At 61.9% G+C, this 14,137-nt stretch carries 18 protein-coding genes; 8 read left to right on the forward strand and 10 right to left on the reverse strand.

Annotated elements, in window-relative coordinates; translation table 11 throughout:
* Position 1 precedes the first annotated feature (1 nt).
* Both tdh and LB543_RS01010 read left to right on the forward strand, forming a co-directional pair.
* Positions 2–1,036, forward strand: a complete 1,035-nt coding sequence (tdh, locus tag LB543_RS01005) for an L-threonine 3-dehydrogenase (protein ID WP_224612318.1) — start codon at positions 2–4, stop codon at positions 1,034–1,036.
* Positions 1,033–1,449 (forward strand): hypothetical protein, encoded by a 417-nt coding sequence (locus tag LB543_RS01010; protein ID WP_224612320.1) that lies wholly within the window; start codon positions 1,033–1,035, stop codon positions 1,447–1,449. Before tdh ends, LB543_RS01010 begins: the two co-directional genes overlap by 4 nt.
* An 18-nt stretch (positions 1,450–1,467) precedes the next feature.
* Here LB543_RS01010 and LB543_RS01015 read toward each other — a convergent pair whose 3' ends face one another.
* A complete protein-coding gene (locus LB543_RS01015; RefSeq protein WP_224612323.1) occupies positions 1,468–1,899 on the reverse strand; it encodes a MarR family winged helix-turn-helix transcriptional regulator in 432 nt (143 codons plus the stop codon).
* Positions 1,900–1,996: 97 nt separating this feature from the next.
* On the opposite strand from LB543_RS01015, the gene hmgA reads away from it, so the two are divergent.
* Genes hmgA through LB543_RS01035 form a run of 4 tightly spaced genes read left to right on the forward strand, consistent with a single transcriptional unit; the run spans position 1,997 to position 5,778 of the window.
* Positions 1,997–3,310: a homogentisate 1,2-dioxygenase gene (gene hmgA / locus LB543_RS01020; RefSeq protein WP_224612325.1), complete on the forward strand. Its 1,314-nt coding sequence runs from the start codon at positions 1,997–1,999 to the stop codon at positions 3,308–3,310.
* A gap of 11 nt (positions 3,311–3,321) precedes the next feature.
* A complete protein-coding gene (locus LB543_RS01025; RefSeq protein ID WP_224612853.1) occupies positions 3,322–4,209 on the forward strand; it encodes an MBL fold metallo-hydrolase in 888 nt (295 codons plus the stop codon).
* The gene (locus LB543_RS01030; RefSeq protein WP_224612327.1) at positions 4,206–5,219 is read left to right on the forward strand and encodes a fumarylacetoacetate hydrolase family protein; all 1,014 of its coding nucleotides are present in this window, start codon (positions 4,206–4,208) and stop codon (positions 5,217–5,219) included. Before LB543_RS01025 ends, LB543_RS01030 begins: the two co-directional genes overlap by 4 nt.
* A gap of 22 nt (positions 5,220–5,241) precedes the next feature.
* Complete coding sequence (locus LB543_RS01035) at positions 5,242–5,778, forward strand: DinB family protein (protein ID WP_224612336.1); 537 nt, start codon at positions 5,242–5,244, stop codon at positions 5,776–5,778.
* An 18-nt stretch (positions 5,779–5,796) separates the two neighbouring features.
* On the opposite strand, the gene LB543_RS01040 is transcribed toward LB543_RS01035, so the two are convergent.
* The 3 genes from LB543_RS01040 to hppD are packed head-to-tail and all read right to left on the reverse strand — an operon-like array spanning position 5,797 to position 7,567.
* Positions 5,797–6,174: a type II toxin-antitoxin system VapC family toxin gene (locus LB543_RS01040; protein ID WP_224612339.1), complete on the reverse strand. Its 378-nt coding sequence runs from the start codon at positions 6,172–6,174 to the stop codon at positions 5,797–5,799.
* On the reverse strand, positions 6,171–6,395 hold the full coding sequence (locus LB543_RS01045; protein ID WP_023780515.1) for a type II toxin-antitoxin system Phd/YefM family antitoxin: 225 nt from the start codon (positions 6,393–6,395) through the stop codon (positions 6,171–6,173). The genes LB543_RS01040 and LB543_RS01045 overlap by 4 nt, the downstream gene beginning before the upstream one ends.
* A gap of 59 nt (positions 6,396–6,454) precedes the next feature.
* Positions 6,455–7,567 (reverse strand): 4-hydroxyphenylpyruvate dioxygenase, encoded by a 1,113-nt coding sequence (gene hppD, locus LB543_RS01050; protein WP_224612341.1) that lies wholly within the window; start codon positions 7,565–7,567, stop codon positions 6,455–6,457.
* 137 nt (positions 7,568–7,704) lie between these two features.
* Here hppD and LB543_RS01055 point away from each other — a divergent pair, with 137 nt between their 5' ends.
* Positions 7,705–8,172 (forward strand): Lrp/AsnC family transcriptional regulator, encoded by a 468-nt coding sequence (locus LB543_RS01055; protein WP_140809350.1) that lies wholly within the window; start codon positions 7,705–7,707, stop codon positions 8,170–8,172.
* Here the strand turns inward: LB543_RS01055 and LB543_RS01060 are convergent.
* From LB543_RS01060 to aztA, 4 genes are all read right to left on the reverse strand, one after another.
* Positions 8,169–8,507: a TIGR01244 family sulfur transferase gene (locus LB543_RS01060; RefSeq protein ID WP_224612343.1), complete on the reverse strand. Its 339-nt coding sequence runs from the start codon at positions 8,505–8,507 to the stop codon at positions 8,169–8,171. The two genes, LB543_RS01055 and LB543_RS01060, sit on opposite strands and share 4 nt — an antisense overlap.
* Before the next feature lie 151 nt (positions 8,508–8,658).
* Positions 8,659–9,600, reverse strand: coding sequence for a zinc ABC transporter substrate-binding protein AztC (aztC, locus tag LB543_RS01065; RefSeq protein ID WP_224612345.1), 942 nt, complete (start codon positions 9,598–9,600; stop codon positions 8,659–8,661).
* A gap of 28 nt (positions 9,601–9,628) precedes the next feature.
* Positions 9,629–10,504, reverse strand: a complete 876-nt coding sequence (gene aztB / locus LB543_RS01070) for a zinc ABC transporter permease AztB (RefSeq protein WP_224612348.1) — start codon at positions 10,502–10,504, stop codon at positions 9,629–9,631.
* Positions 10,504–11,310, reverse strand: coding sequence for a zinc ABC transporter ATP-binding protein AztA (gene aztA / locus LB543_RS01075; RefSeq protein WP_224612349.1), 807 nt, complete (start codon positions 11,308–11,310; stop codon positions 10,504–10,506). Before aztA ends, aztB begins: the two co-directional genes overlap by 1 nt.
* Positions 11,311–11,539: 229 nt before the next feature.
* On the opposite strand from aztA, the gene LB543_RS01080 reads away from it, so the two are divergent.
* Positions 11,540–11,884 carry a RidA family protein gene (locus tag LB543_RS01080; RefSeq protein WP_056562755.1) on the forward strand — a complete coding sequence of 115 codons (345 nt, stop codon included), beginning with the start codon at positions 11,540–11,542 and terminating at the stop codon, positions 11,882–11,884.
* 48 nt (positions 11,885–11,932) lie between these two features.
* Here LB543_RS01080 and hutC read toward each other — a convergent pair whose 3' ends face one another.
* Positions 11,933–12,679, reverse strand: a complete 747-nt coding sequence (gene hutC / locus LB543_RS01085) for a histidine utilization repressor (protein ID WP_224612351.1) — start codon at positions 12,677–12,679, stop codon at positions 11,933–11,935.
* Positions 12,680–12,684: 5 nt separating this feature from the next.
* Positions 12,685–14,040, reverse strand: coding sequence for a formimidoylglutamate deiminase (locus LB543_RS01090; protein WP_224612353.1), 1,356 nt, complete (start codon positions 14,038–14,040; stop codon positions 12,685–12,687).
* Positions 14,041–14,137 lie beyond the last annotated feature (97 nt).

A 14,137-nucleotide genomic window follows, 5' to 3' on the forward strand; every position in this document is an offset into this window, starting at 1 on the left:
AATGTCGAACATGATGAAGGCGCTGGTGAAGGCCAAGGCCGAGCCGGGCATCTGGATGGAAGAGGTGCCGGTGCCGGAGATCGGCCCCAACGACGTGCTGATCAAGGTCAAGAAGACGGCGATCTGCGGCACCGACGTGCATATCTACAATTGGGACCAGTGGGCGCAGAAGACCGTGCCGGTGCCGATGGTCACCGGCCATGAATTCGTCGGCACGGTCGCCGACTTTGGTGCCGCGGTCACCGAATACAAGGTCGGCCAGCGCGTGTCTGGCGAAGGGCACATCGTCTGCGGTCACTGCCGCAACTGCCGCGCTGGGCGAGGGCATCTCTGCCACAACACGCTCGGCGTCGGCGTCAACCGGCCAGGCGCTTTCGGCGAATATCTGGCGATCCCGCAGCACAATGTCGTGCCGATACCCGATGACGTTCCGGACGAGATTGCCGCCATCTTTGACCCCTTGGGCAATGCCGTCCACACGGCGTTGTCCTTCGATCTGGTTGGTGAAGACGTGCTGGTCACCGGCGCCGGACCGATCGGCATCATGGGTGCGCTGGTGGCGCAGTGCGTCGGCGCGCGCAAGGTGGTCATCACCGATATCAATCCGGTGCGGCTGGCGCTGGCGAAAAAGCTCGGCGTCCAGCATGTCGTCGACGCCTCGAAGGAAAAGCTGCGCGACGTCATGCCGGCGCTCGGCATGACCGAGGGGTTTGACGTCGGGCTGGAAATGTCGGGCGCCGCACCCGCCTTCCGCGACATGATCGACACCATGAACAATGGCGGCAAGATCGCGATCCTCGGCATAGCGCCGACCGGCTTCGAGATCGACTGGAACAAGGTCATCTTCAAGATGCTGCACTTGAAGGGCATCTATGGCCGCGAAATGTTCGAGACCTGGTACAAGATGATCGCCCTGGTGCAGGGCCCGCTCGATGTAACCGGCCTGATCACGCATCGCATCGGAATCGATGATTTCCAGGTTGGGTTCGATGCGATGAGGAGCGGCAGTTCGGGCAAGGTGGTGATGGATTGGTGAGCGACTTATCTTTCCGACACCTGAACCTGGACTGGAACGCAGAACCTAACGCTCCCGAAATAAGGCTAACCGTCGAGGGCGACACGGTTCAGCTTACCTTTCTGTTGAATCCATGGGCTTATGATGCCGGCATGGGAGAGAAAGGGATTCTTCGTTTTATCGGTTGCAGTCGCTGGCGATGGGACTCCACAAACGACCATGCTTGGTTCGCCGGGGAAGGCCTTTACAGCAAGCACGCTCCAGAATGGGGTGAGTTCTACGAGGTGATCGGCGACAGCCGTCCAGTCGGCGATGACGATTGGGAGGTTCTGTCGCCAGATAGACCTAAATCGCGACAATTCCTGTTCTATTTTCGGGACGAAACGATCGAATTCTTTGCTGAAGACGGGGTGTTTAATCGTTCGAGGGGGTAGTTTCGAATCCATTCCGGCTTATTCCGATCGACCTTCCAATGCAGCCAAAGCGGTCTTGATTGCCACCTGTTCACCGTTGCTTAGCTTCGCCAGCAATTCCCGCTCAAACGCCTTCGCCAGCGGCACCATCTCGCGATAGGCCGCAAGCCCTGCCTTGGTCAGGGCCAGGTGCTCAACGCGACGGTCATTCTCGTCGGCCGTTCGCACCAGCCAGCGCCGCCGTTCCAACTCGGCCACCGCCCGCGAAACTTTGGTCTTGTGCATGGCCGACTGTTCGCCGAGTTCCGTGGCGGTCATCGTGCCGCGCTGTCCCAATCCCGATAACGTGCGCCATTCGGGCCGGGTCAGGCCATGGCGGTCCTTATAGACCTTCGAGAATTCGCGGCTGACGGCATCGGCGAGACGGTAGAGCCGGTAGGGCAGGAAGCTTTCGAGTTCGAGAATGTCCATTGTCCGCATCCGGCAAAAACGGAAGATTGATAGTTACATTTTCGATGGTTACAAATGAAACCAGTTTGGTCAATTGGCTCTATTCCGGGAGGAAGCGATGACCTTTTCCTACATGCCGGGCTTCGGCAACGATTTTGAGACCGAGACATTGCCTGGCTCGCTGCCGCAGGGGCGCAACTCGCCACAGCGGCCGGCCTACGGCCTCTATGCCGAACAGCTTTCCGGTTCGCCTTTCACCGCGCCGCGCGGCACCAATGAGCGCTCTTGGCTCTATCGCATCCGGCCAAGCGTCAAGCACACGGGCCGGTTCAAGGCCGCGAGCTACCCCCTGTGGAAGTCCGCGCCCAATGTCGGCGATCACGAGCTGGCGCTTGGCCAGTACCGCTGGAATCCGGTGCCGATGCCGAAGGAGCCGACCGATTTCATCCAGGGTATGCGCACCATCACCACAGCCGGCGACGTGCTTGGGCAGACCGGCATGGCAGCCCATGTCTATGTCGCCAACACTTCGATGGTCGACGATCATTTCTTCAACGCCGACGGCGAATTGCTTGTTGTACCGCAGGTCGGCGCTTTGCGCTTGGTCACCGAGATGGGCGTCATCGAGCTTCGGCCCGGTGAAATCGCCGTTCTGCCGCGCGGCCTCGTCTTCAAGGTCGAACTGGTAGACAAGGAAGTGCGCGGCTATGTCTGCGAGAATTATGGCGCCAAGCTGACGCTGCCTGACCGCGGCCCGATAGGCGCCAATTGCCTGGCCAATCCGCGCGACTTCAAGACGCCCTGCGCCTGGTTCGAGGAGAAGGAAACGCCCTGCCGGCTGATCGTGAAATGGTGCGGCAATTTCCATGTCACCGAGATCGAGCATTCGCCGCTCGACGTGGTGGCGTGGCACGGCAACTACGCGCCCTACAAATATGATCTGGCGACTTTTTCGCCGGTCGGCGCGCTGCTGTTCGATCATCCGGATCCGTCGATCTTCACCGTGCTGACAGCGCCGAGCGGCGAGGAGGGCACGGCCAATATCGACTTCGTCATCTTCCCGCCGCGCTGGCTGGTGGCCGAGGATACGTTTCGGCCGCCTTGGTACCACCGCAACATCATGAGCGAGTTCATGGGGCTGATCCATGGCCAGTACGACGCCAAGGAAGAAGGCTTCGTGCCCGGCGGCATCAGCCTGCACAATTTGATGCTGGCTCATGGGCCGGATGCGCCTGGCTTCGAAAAAGCCTCGCGCGCCGACCTGAAACCGGTCAAGCTCGACAACACCATGGCCTTCATGTTCGAGACCCGCTTTCCGCAGATGCTGACCCGTTACGGCGCCGAACTCGAGACCCGGCAGGACAATTACATCGATTGCTGGGCCGGCCTGAAGAAACGCTTCAACGGCACCCCCGAGGGCGACTGGTCTTGAGCGGTAAGCCAATGCCGGATCGGCTCGTGCTGCTGGGCTCGAAAGGCGGTCCGGCGCTGCGGCCGGGCGGACCGTGGCCGAATTCGTCGCTGCTCGAGATCGGTGGGCGAACGATCGTCGTCGATTGCGGGCTTGGCGTGACGCGCGGTCTGGTCGACGCCGGCATCAGCCTGAAGGCGCTCGATCTGATCTTCATCACGCACCTGCATTCCGACCATGTGCTGGAATTGGGTCCGCTGATCCACACCGCCTGGACGGCAGGCCTGGCGACGCCGGTTACCGTGTTCGGCCCGCCCGGGGTCGGCCACTACTGGCGGCGCTTTTGTCAGGCGATGGAATTCGACATCGAGATCCGCATCGTCGATGAGGGCCGGCCCGATATTCGCGAGTTGGTTTCGATCGACGAATTCGGCGAAGGCCATGTGGTCAAGCAGCGCGGCCTGAAGGTGACGGCGCTACGCGTCGACCACCCCCCGGTGACCGATTGCTTTGCCCTGCGCTTCGAGCATGGCGCAAAAAGCGTGGTGTTCTCGGCCGACACTGCCTTTTTCCCACCGCTCGCCGATTTCGCCGAAGATGCCGATATCCTCGTCCATGAAGCCATGCTGGAGGAAGGCATCGAGCGGCTGGTTGCCAGGACCGGCAATGGCGCGCGGCTCAGGGAACATTTGCTCGCCAGCCACAGCTTTGCCGAGGACGCCGGGCGCATCGCCAGCGAAGCCGGGGTCAAAAGACTGGTGCTCAACCACCTCATTCCAGCCGACGATGCCGAGATCGGCGAGGCGGACTGGATCGCCGCCGTCAGGAAAACATGGGCCGGCGACTTGACGATCGCCCGTGACGGCCTTGTTGTGGAACTAAGCAGCGAGAAAGCTGCACAAGGAGAGGGAACCACATGAAGCTTGCCACGCTGAAGGACGGAACGCGCGACGGAAAACTCGTCGTCGTTTCGCGCGACCTGACGCAGTACACCGACGCATCGTTCCTGGCGCGCACGCTGCAGGCGGCACTCGACGACTGGCGCAGGATCTCGCCGCATCTCGCGACGATCGCGGAATCGCTGGAGAACAAAGCGATGCCGGCGGCTCGCTTCCACGAGCACGACGCGCATTCGCCGCTGCCGCGCGCCTATCAATGGGCCGACGGATCGGCCTATGTGAACCATGTCGAACTGGTGCGAAAAGCGCGCGGCGTCGAGATGCCGGCGAGCTTCTGGACCGACCCGCTGATCTACCAGGGCGGCTCGGACTCCTTCGTTGCGCCGCGCGATCCAATCCGGATGGCGGATGAAGCCTTCGGCATCGACATGGAGGCCGAAATCGCCGTCATCGTCGACGATGTGCCGATGGGCGCCAGCCTCGATGAAGCGCGCGCCGCGATCCGGCTGGTCATGCTGGTCAACGATGTCACGCTACGCGCGCTCACGGCGTCGGAGTTGGCCAAGGGGTTCGGCTTCTTTCAGTCGAAACCGTCCTCGGCCTTCTCTCCGGTCGCGGTAACGCCGGATGAACTGGGCGATGCCTGGGATGGCGGCAAGGTCAGCCTGCCGCTGCTCGCCGACATCAACGGCAAGCCGTTCGGCCGCGCCAATGCCGGTATCGACATGACCTTCGATTTCCCGGCCCTGATCGCTCACGCCGCCCGCACAAGGCCGCTGGTATCGGGCACCATCATCGGCTCGGGTACGGTATCCAACAAGCTCGACGGCGGCCCGGGCAAGCCGGTCTCGGCGGGCGGCGCCGGCTATTCGTGCATCGCCGAGCTGCGCATGATCGAGACGATTGTGTCAGGCGAACCAAAGACGCCGTTCCTGCGCTTCGGCGACACGGTGCGTATAGAGATGAAGGACAAGGCCGGCCATTCGATCTTTGGCGCCATCGAGCAGAAGGTCGAGAAATACGAGAGATAGAGGCCAAGGCAGATTTTCGGCGATGGATCTTCTGGATCATCTGCGCCGCATGGCCGGCAATAATCTCTGGTCGAACGACCGGCTCTATCGCGCCGTGCTTACGCTCGAGCCCGGTGAGTTCGAGGCCGAGCGCACCAGCTTTTTCCCGTCGATCAAGGCAACGCTCAACCATGTCCTCGCGGTCGATCATCTCTATCTCGATTTTCTCGAAGAAGGCGGCGTCGGTGCCGCTGCCTACGATGACTTCGCGCCTTTCGATGCTCCGCGAGAGCTTTGCATCGCGCAGCTTGCGGCGGACCGGCGGCTGATCGCCTTCTGTGAGGGTTTGTCGGAGACCGATCTCGATCGCCGCGTCATCACTGACCGGCGCGAGGACGGCATGATCCCGGAAAAGATCGGAGATATCCTGGCGCACGTCTTCCTGCACGACATCCACCATCGCGGCCAGGTGCATGCGATGCTCTCGGGCACCTCGGTCGCACCGCCCCAACTCGACGAGTTTCTGCTCGATTACGATGTCAAGGTTAGGCAGGAGGAGGTTGAAAGGCTTCGGCTATGAGACCAACTGCTTCGCTGATCATGCTACAGCAACGTCATAATGGGCGAAATGAGGGTCGGATGTAAGGATGGTCAGGTTTTCCACTTGTGCCTGCGCGATCAGCAATCTGTCGAACGGATCACCATGGTGGTGGGGTAGACCGCTGATGGCATTCGCATGCTGCAAGGTCACGACGAGCGGCTGAAATCGCATCCTTGGAAGCAATGTCGGCAGATCGTCCGGCGCATTGAGTTTTCCGATCGAGCGTTTGATGGCAATTTCCCAAACGCTTGCCGCACTCGCGAACACCATCGCTTCCGAAGCCAGGATGGCGCGGTGGTGCTCGCTGAGACGTCGATCGTCCGAAATCGACCAGAGGATGATATGTGTGTCGGCGAGAAAGGGGCCGACCGTCATTTCACGTACTCGTCCCATTCGGGGCCGAGTTCGTCAAAATCGTCCGCAATCCAGATTTTCCCCTTCAATGCGCCGATACGCGGCAGAGGTTCGGCCACCGCCGGAGGCACAATGCGCGCCGCCACCTTGCCGTGGCGCGTAAGAACGATCTCCTCGCCTGCTTCCGCGCGGCTGACGAGTTCGGACAATTTGGCTTTGGCTTCGGCGATAGAAACGTTCATGTGCTCGACCCTTTGACCAGAATTTAGGTCATAATTGATCGAGCCGCAAGAACTCCGGTCTATTCCGCAGCCTGAACCTTGATCACGCCGCGCTTGATCTGGTCTTGCTCGATCGATTCGAACAGCGCGCGGAAATTGCCTTCGCCAAAGCCTTCATCGCCCTTGCGCTGGATGAACTCGAAGAAGATCGGCCCGATAACGGTCTTCGAAAAGATCTGCAGCAGGATCTTGGTCATGCCGCCGTCGACCACGCCTTCGCCGTCGATCAGGATGCCGTGCTTCTTCATGCGCTCGATAGGTTCGTCATGGCCGTTCACGCGGTCATAAGACATGTCGTAATAGGTATCGGGCGGGCCGGGCATGAATTTCAGCCCGTTCTCGGCGAGCTTGTCGGTGGCGGCGTAGATCTCGTCCGTGCCCACCGCAATGTGCTGGATGCCTTCGCCATTGTACTTCTTCAGGTATTCGGCGATCTGGCTGGTCTCGTCCTTGGACTCGTTGAGCGGAATGCGGATCTTGCCGCAGGGCGAGGTGATGGCGCGACTGACCAGGCCGGTGATCTTGCCGTCGATGTCGAAGAAATGGATCTGCTTGAAGCCGAACAGATTGCGATAAAAGTCCCACCACTTGTCCATCTGGCCGCGATAGACATTGTGGGTCAGGTGGTCGAGGTAATAGAAGCCGACGCCTTGCGGCCGCGGGTCGTGTTCGCCCAGCCACTCGAACTCGGCGTCATAGGCCGAGCCCTTCTTGCCGTAGGCATCGATGAAATAGAGCAGCGAGCCGCCGATGCCCACAATGGCCGGCACGTCGAGCGTCTTGTCGTCGCCTTCATAAGGCGTGGCGCCCTTCGAGACGGCATGCTCGAAGGCATGCTTGGCATCGACCACCCGCCACGCCATCGAGGCAGCGCAAGGGCCATGCTTGTCGGCGAACCTCATCGCGTGCGAGCCGGGCTCGGCATTGACGACACAGTTGATGTCGCCCTGGCGCCAGACGGTGATGTTCTTGGTGCGATGCCTGGCCACCGCCACATAACCCATGCGGGTGAACAGCTCGGCCAGCTTCTTGGGCTCTGGATGCGCGAACTCGACGAACTCGAAACCATCGGTGCCGGCAGGATTTTCCTTGCTGATCGTGGCGGGCGGGGCATCGTGCGGGAAGGGACCCATGGTATTCCTCCGGAAGCTGCTTGGCCTGAAAAGGCCATCCGACGCCATCATAGCGCGAAGCCCGTGCATGGTGCTTGCATTCAAACGCTTGAAATGATGATGTCATGCGTGAAGCATGCATGAAACGAGAAAAAATCATGGATGATCCGCGCATCGACCAGTTTGACCGCAAGATAATGGCGCTCTTGCAGGGCGATGCGCGGCTCACCAACAACGATCTTTCCGAACGGGTGAACCTCTCGGCATCGCAATGCTCGCGCCGCCGGCAGCGGCTGGAGGAGGACGGCTACATCAAGGGCTATCGCGCCGTGCTCGACCGCGACAGGCTCGGCTTTTCGCTGGTCAACGTCATCTCGGTGACGCTGGCCACCCACAACCGAGACAATGCGCGGCGCTTCGGCGAGTTGGTGGCGCGGCTGCCGGAAGTGCAGGAGGCGCACGCGCTGACCGGCGAGATGGACTATATCCTGAAGGTGGTGACGCCCGATCTCAAATCGTTGTCCGAGTTCGTCAACGGCGTGCTCCTGCCGCACGAATCGGTACAGCATGTGAAGACCGCAATCGTGCTCGAAACGCTGAAGGAAACCGGGGCGCTACCGATCTAGCCTTTCGACTGCTGGATTAGCCCATACAGGTTTGTGCAGCGCGCACCGGAGCGGCAATAGGCGAAGACTGGACCCTCGAGCTCATCCAACGCCTCGGCTTGGTCGTCGACATTCTCTCGCGTGATCTGGCCACTGATCACCGGGATGTAGCGGAAGGCGAGGCCGGCGGCTTCGACCGTTGCCTTGAGCGTGTCCGCCGAAGGCTGGCCGGGTTGCTCATCGTCCGGCCGGTTGCAGATCACGCTCTTGAAGCCGGCTTCCTTGATGGCGGCGACATCTTCGGGCTGGATTTGGCCCGAGACCGAATAGTCTTCGCTGATCTGGCGATATTCCATGGCTCGCATCCTCGCAATCTGGTTTGGTGGAAAGTCTTGCCACTCCGGGAGAGGGGCGGCAATCCGCTTCGACGGAATTCTCTGCCGAATAGACATCGCGCGCCAGAAAATCCAACCGGGCCGATACGGCCCGGTTGGGTGCAGATCAAATTCAGCTGCCGAGAATGGCGCCTTTGATCTGACGGATGTTGTTGTGCATCAGGCTGATATAGGTCGATCCCGGGCCGTCCGGCTGCGACAGCGCGTCCGAATAGAGCGTGCCACCGATCTTGATGCCGGTTTCGCTGGCGATCTGTTCGATCAGGCGCGGGTTGGTGATGTTCTCGACGAAGATGGCCGCGGCCTTGTCCTGCTTCACCTGCTCGACCAGTTTGGCGACATCGGCCGCCGACGGTTCGGAATCGGTCGAGATGCCTTGCGGGGCGAGGAAGGTCAGGCCGTATTCGTGTTCGAAATAGCCGAAGGCGTCATGCGAGGTGATGACGACGCGCTTTGCCTCGGGGATCGACTGGATCGCCGCCTTCACTTCGCCTTCCAGCGCGTCGAGCTTCTTGGTGTAGGCGGCGGCATTGGTCTGATAGGAGACGCAGCCGTCGCTGTCGGCCGCGCAGAAGGCCTCGGCGATGTTCTTCACATAGATCCTGGCGTTGGCGATCGACTGGAAGGCGTGCGGGTCGGTGACCGTCTTGCCGCCGCCGGTGCCGGCACCCTCGGCCGCGTCGGCGTCGGCGAATTCAGGCTTGAAATCGATCGGCGTCACGCCCTTGGTCAAGGTGATGATCGAGGCCTTGGTGGCGCTGGCATCGACCAGCCGCTGCAGGAAACCTTCGAAGTGCAGGCCGTTGACCAGAACGATGTCGGCCTTGGCCATGGCGACCGCGTCGGCAGGGCTCGGCTCGTAGACATGGGCGTCGCCATCGGGGCCAACGATGGTGGTGATGTCGACACGGTCGCCGCCGACGTTTTTGGCGAAATCCGCGATGACGGTGAAGCTGGCGACCACTTTCAGCGGCGCCGCGAAGGCCGATGACGCCCCAAAGGCGGTTAATGTTATAACGCTCATCGCCAGGGCGGCACGGATCGATTTCAGCATAAGCGGGTCTCCTTTTAGGGGCGGGGGATCAGGCCGTTCTGTGACGGTGATGGATGATGCGGGCGCGCAGAATGCCGCGCGTGCCGAACAGGATCGAGGCGAAATAGACGACGCCGGCCGACAGGATGATGGCTGGACCGGACGGCAGCGAGGCGTGGTAGGACAGGAGCAGTCCGGCGATGCAGGAGGCAAAACCGATCAGCACGGCCAGCACGCACATCGGCTCGACGCGCGCCGTCCAGAAGCGCGCGGCTGCCGCCGGCAGCATCATCAGTCCGACGGAAAGCAAAGTTCCGAGCGCCTGGAAGCCACCAACCAGATTGAGAACGACGAGGCCGAGGAAGATGAAATGCACCGGGCTGCCCATGCGGCTGACCGAACGCAGGAACAGCGGGTCGAGGCATTCCGCCACCAGCGCCCGCCAGAAGATGGCAAGGCTGACCAGCGTCACCGCGACGATGCCGCCGATCAGCGTCAAAGCCTCGTTGTTGAGCGCCAGCACCGTGCCGAACAGCACATGCATGAGATCGACGCTGGAGCCGCGGATCGACACCATCAGCACGCCGATGGCGAGCGAAATCAGGTAGAAGGCCGCCATCGACGCGTCCTCGCGCTGGATGGTGAAACGCGAGACGGCACCGGCGCCGAGCGCCACGATGATGCCGGCGATCAGCCCGCCTACGGTCATCGGCAGGATCTCCAGCCCGTAGAACAGGAAACCGGCGGCCGCACCCGGCAAGATGGCGTGCGCCATGGCGTCGCCCGACAGGCTCATGCGCCGCAGCATCAGGAAGACGCCGATAGGGCAGGCGCCGAGCGACAGCATCAGCGAGCCGAACAGCGCCCGCTGCATGAAACCGAAATCGGCGAAGGGGGCGATGAAAAGACTGTAGAGCGCGTCCATCAGGCAGCCCTCGGTCCGGCACCGTGGTGATGGTCGTGGCCATGATGATCATGGTCTTGGCCATGAGCGTGCTCGTCAGGCTCGCACCAGGGCGCGTTCTCTTCCCAGGCTTCGTGGAAGCGGCGCGCGCGCAGCAGGTTCTCCGGCTTCAGTGTCTCCCGGGTCTCGCCCCAGGCAACCGGCTGGCGGGCAAGCAACAGTGTTTCGGGAAAATTCTGGCGCACCAGATCGAGATCATGGACGACCACCATGATGGTGCGTTCCTCGCCGTGCCAGCGTTTGATCAGGGCAATGAGGTCGCCGACCGTCTTGGCGTCGACCGCGTTGAACGGCTCGTCGAGCAGGATCAGTTCGGCATCCTGCAGCAGCACGCGGGCAAACAGAGTGCGCTGCAACTGGCCACCGGAGAGGGTGTCGATAGGCCGCTTCTCGAAGCCGCCGAGGCCGACGGCCATCAAAGCCTGGCTGACGGCGTCGCGATCTTCCCTGGTGTAGCGGCCAAGCATGCCGCGCTTCGGCCACAGGCCGAGCGATACCAGATCGACGACGCGGGCGGGAAAGGAGCGATCGAGTTCCGATTGCTGCGGCAGGTAAGCCGCCCGCACGCCCGGCGCGCGAATGACCTCGCCGGCCATCGGCTTCAGCACCCCGACAATACCCTTCATCAGCGTCGACTTGCCGGACCCGTTGGCCCCAACCACGGCCGTGAGCGAGCCCTTGCGGATCGCGCCATCGAGGTGATGGATCGCTGGATGGCTGTTGTAGCCGAGCGTCAGGTCACGGAATGTCAGGCAGGTCTGGGTCATATCGTTCCGTGGGAAGCCAAATCCGGCTAGATGCGGCCGCTTGGATATGTGATGTTATTACATTAGTCAACAAGTCAATCCGGCGGAATTGCGACACGGTGGTCAACTCGCCCTGTACGTGCCTGGCCCTGGATGGAGCGATTGGCTCAAGCGGTTTCGGTTCAGGCAGCCTTGCCCGAAGCGGATGGCGACTCTAAAGAGGCGCGACCACAACGGAAGGAACCTCGCAATGAGCATTCGTCGCATCGATGTTGGCCCGCGCATGAGCCAGATCGTCATCCACGGCAACACCGTCTATCTGGCCGGCCAGGTCGGCGAACCCGGCGGCAACGTCGCCTCGCAGACCCGTGATATTCTGGCCACCATCGACGAATTGCTGGCCAAGGCCGGCACCGACAAGACCAAGATCGTCCAGGCGATCATCTGGCTGGCCGACATGGGCACCTTCGCCGAGATGAATTCCGAATGGGACAAGTGGGTGCCGCAGGGCCACACGCCCGCCCGCGCCACCGGCGAAGCAAAGCTCGCCGGCCCTGAATATCTGGTCGAGATTATTATTACGGCCGCGATTTGAGGCGTTTCTACCTTCCCCTTGTGGGACCCACGAGGGGGAGGGTGAAAATCACCCCTGCGACGGCGTAAACCTTGCCACCAGCGTGTGGCTTTCCGCCGGATAGATGAAGCGCACATGGGTGACCGGGTGCTCGGCGCTCCAGGTGCGGCGTTCGACCACCAGGCAAGGCGCGCCGGGATCGATGTCGAGCGCCTCGGCGATGGTATCGTCAGCGCTCATGGCGCGTATCCGATGCTCGGCCTCGCTCCACGGCACGCGGCCGATCAGCCAGGGCCCGGCGGCGATTTCCAGAAACTCTTCGTCCCCGGCTTCCGAAACCGCCGACAGATTGATCAGGCGTTGTTCGAGCGCGAATGGCCGTTCGCCGGCAAAATGAAGGCCCTCGATCCATAACACCGAACCTGCGGAAGACAGTCCGAGCAACGCCCTGTCTTCCACATTGCTGCGCCGCTTCAGGCGTTCCAGACGCTCGTAGCGGTAGGGCAGGCCGAGCGCCTCGACTTCGATCCTGATGTCGTGAAGTTCCAGCACGGCTGCCTGCGATTGCGGCTGGCGGACAAAACTGCCCGACCGGCGGCGGCGCTCGATCAAACCTGCCTTGGCCAACTGAGACAGGGCCTTGTTCACCGTCATGCGTGAGCATTTGTATTCGGCGGTCAGCTCATGTTCGAACGGGATACGGTGCCCGGGCGCCCAGGTGCCGGACAGGATTTTTTCGCGGATGTCGGAAAGGATGCGCTGATGCAGCGAGACTGTCTCGCTGTCGTCTGTCTCCGCCGGTTCGGCCATGCTCATCTGGGTCAACCCTCGGAAAGCGCCGTCATTACGTTGCGAAACCGTTCGGCGATAGCCTCGCGCCTGGCGTGCCTGCCGCCGCTGACCTGTTTCCTGCCATGCACCCAGACACAATCGACGTTGCTGCCGTTGGCGAAGATCCAGGCGTCGAGGATCGCATCGCCGGTCTTGCCCGCCAGCGAGGGATTGCCGGCGTCGAGCGAGACGAGATCGGCCGATGCACCAGGCGCGATTTGCGATGCGCCTGCGCCAAGCGCGACGCGACCGCCTTCGAGCGCCGCGTCGAACAGGGCGCGGCCGGTCGAGCCGCCGGCCACCGCAAGCACATTGCGGGCGCGGTGCGCGATGCGCTGCGAATATTCGAGCTGGCGCAATTCGTCGGGCAGGCCGATCAGCACGTTGGAATCGGAGCCGACGCCGAAGCGCCCGCCATGCTCACTGAACAATGGCGCGGCAAAAGTGCCGTCGCCGAGATTGGCTTCCGTGATCGGGCAAAGGCCGGCGATGGCGCCGCTCCTGGCCATGCCAACCGTTTCGGCGTCGGTCATATGGGTGGCATGGATCAGGCACCAGCGCTGGTCGACATCGGCAGCCCCAAGCAGAAATTCGACCGGACGCCCGCCGGACCAGGCAAGGCAGTCTTCGACTTCTTTCACCTGCTCGGCGACATGGATGTGGATCGGCCCGTTTGGCGCCACGGCCGCAACCGCCGTGAGTTCCTCAGGCGTCGCGGCCCGCAAACTGTGCGGCGCGACGCCGACGACAGCTCGATTCAAAGAGCGAACAGTTTCCCGGCTTTTCTCAACAAGCCGGGCGAACCGGTTCACATCGTTGATGAATCGCCTTTGGCTTTCGTTAGGAGGCACGCCGCCGAAAGAGGAGTGCGCGTAAAACACCGGCAGCAGTGTCAGGCCGATCCCCGTTTCACCGGCGGCGGCAGCGATGCGCTCGGCCATTTCGGCTAGGTTGGCATAGGGTTTTCCGTCGCGGTCATGGTGCAGATAATGAAATTCGCCGACGCGGGAAAAACCGGCCTCCAGCATTTCGACATAGAGCTGCGCCGCCACCGCCTCGACCTGGTCGGGAGTCATCGACAGCGCGAAGCGGTACATCACCTCGCGCCAGCTCCAGAAACTGTCGGCGGAGGGGCCGCGCAACTCGGCGAGCCCGGCCATGCCGCGCTGGAAGGCGTGGCTGTGCAGATTGGGCATGCCTGGCAGCAGAATGGAATGGCGTTCGTCACCGGGCGATGCGGCGGCTTCAGGCTCTACCGCTGCAATGCGCCCACTGGCGAAAGTGATCCGCACATTGTTGTGCCAGCCATTGGGAAGAAGCGCCTGTTCCGCAAAGATTTCGGTCACTTTTCTCTCCGCTTCCCGGTCTCGTATGCGATGATGGCACTTGCAGTGCGTTTCAATATGTATATACATAATCGACGCCGATTGAAACGGAAAAGAT

Source organism: Mesorhizobium sp. ESP7-2, assembly GCF_020164715.1.
In the GTDB taxonomy this organism is placed as follows: Bacteria; Pseudomonadota; Alphaproteobacteria; order Rhizobiales; family Rhizobiaceae; genus Mesorhizobium.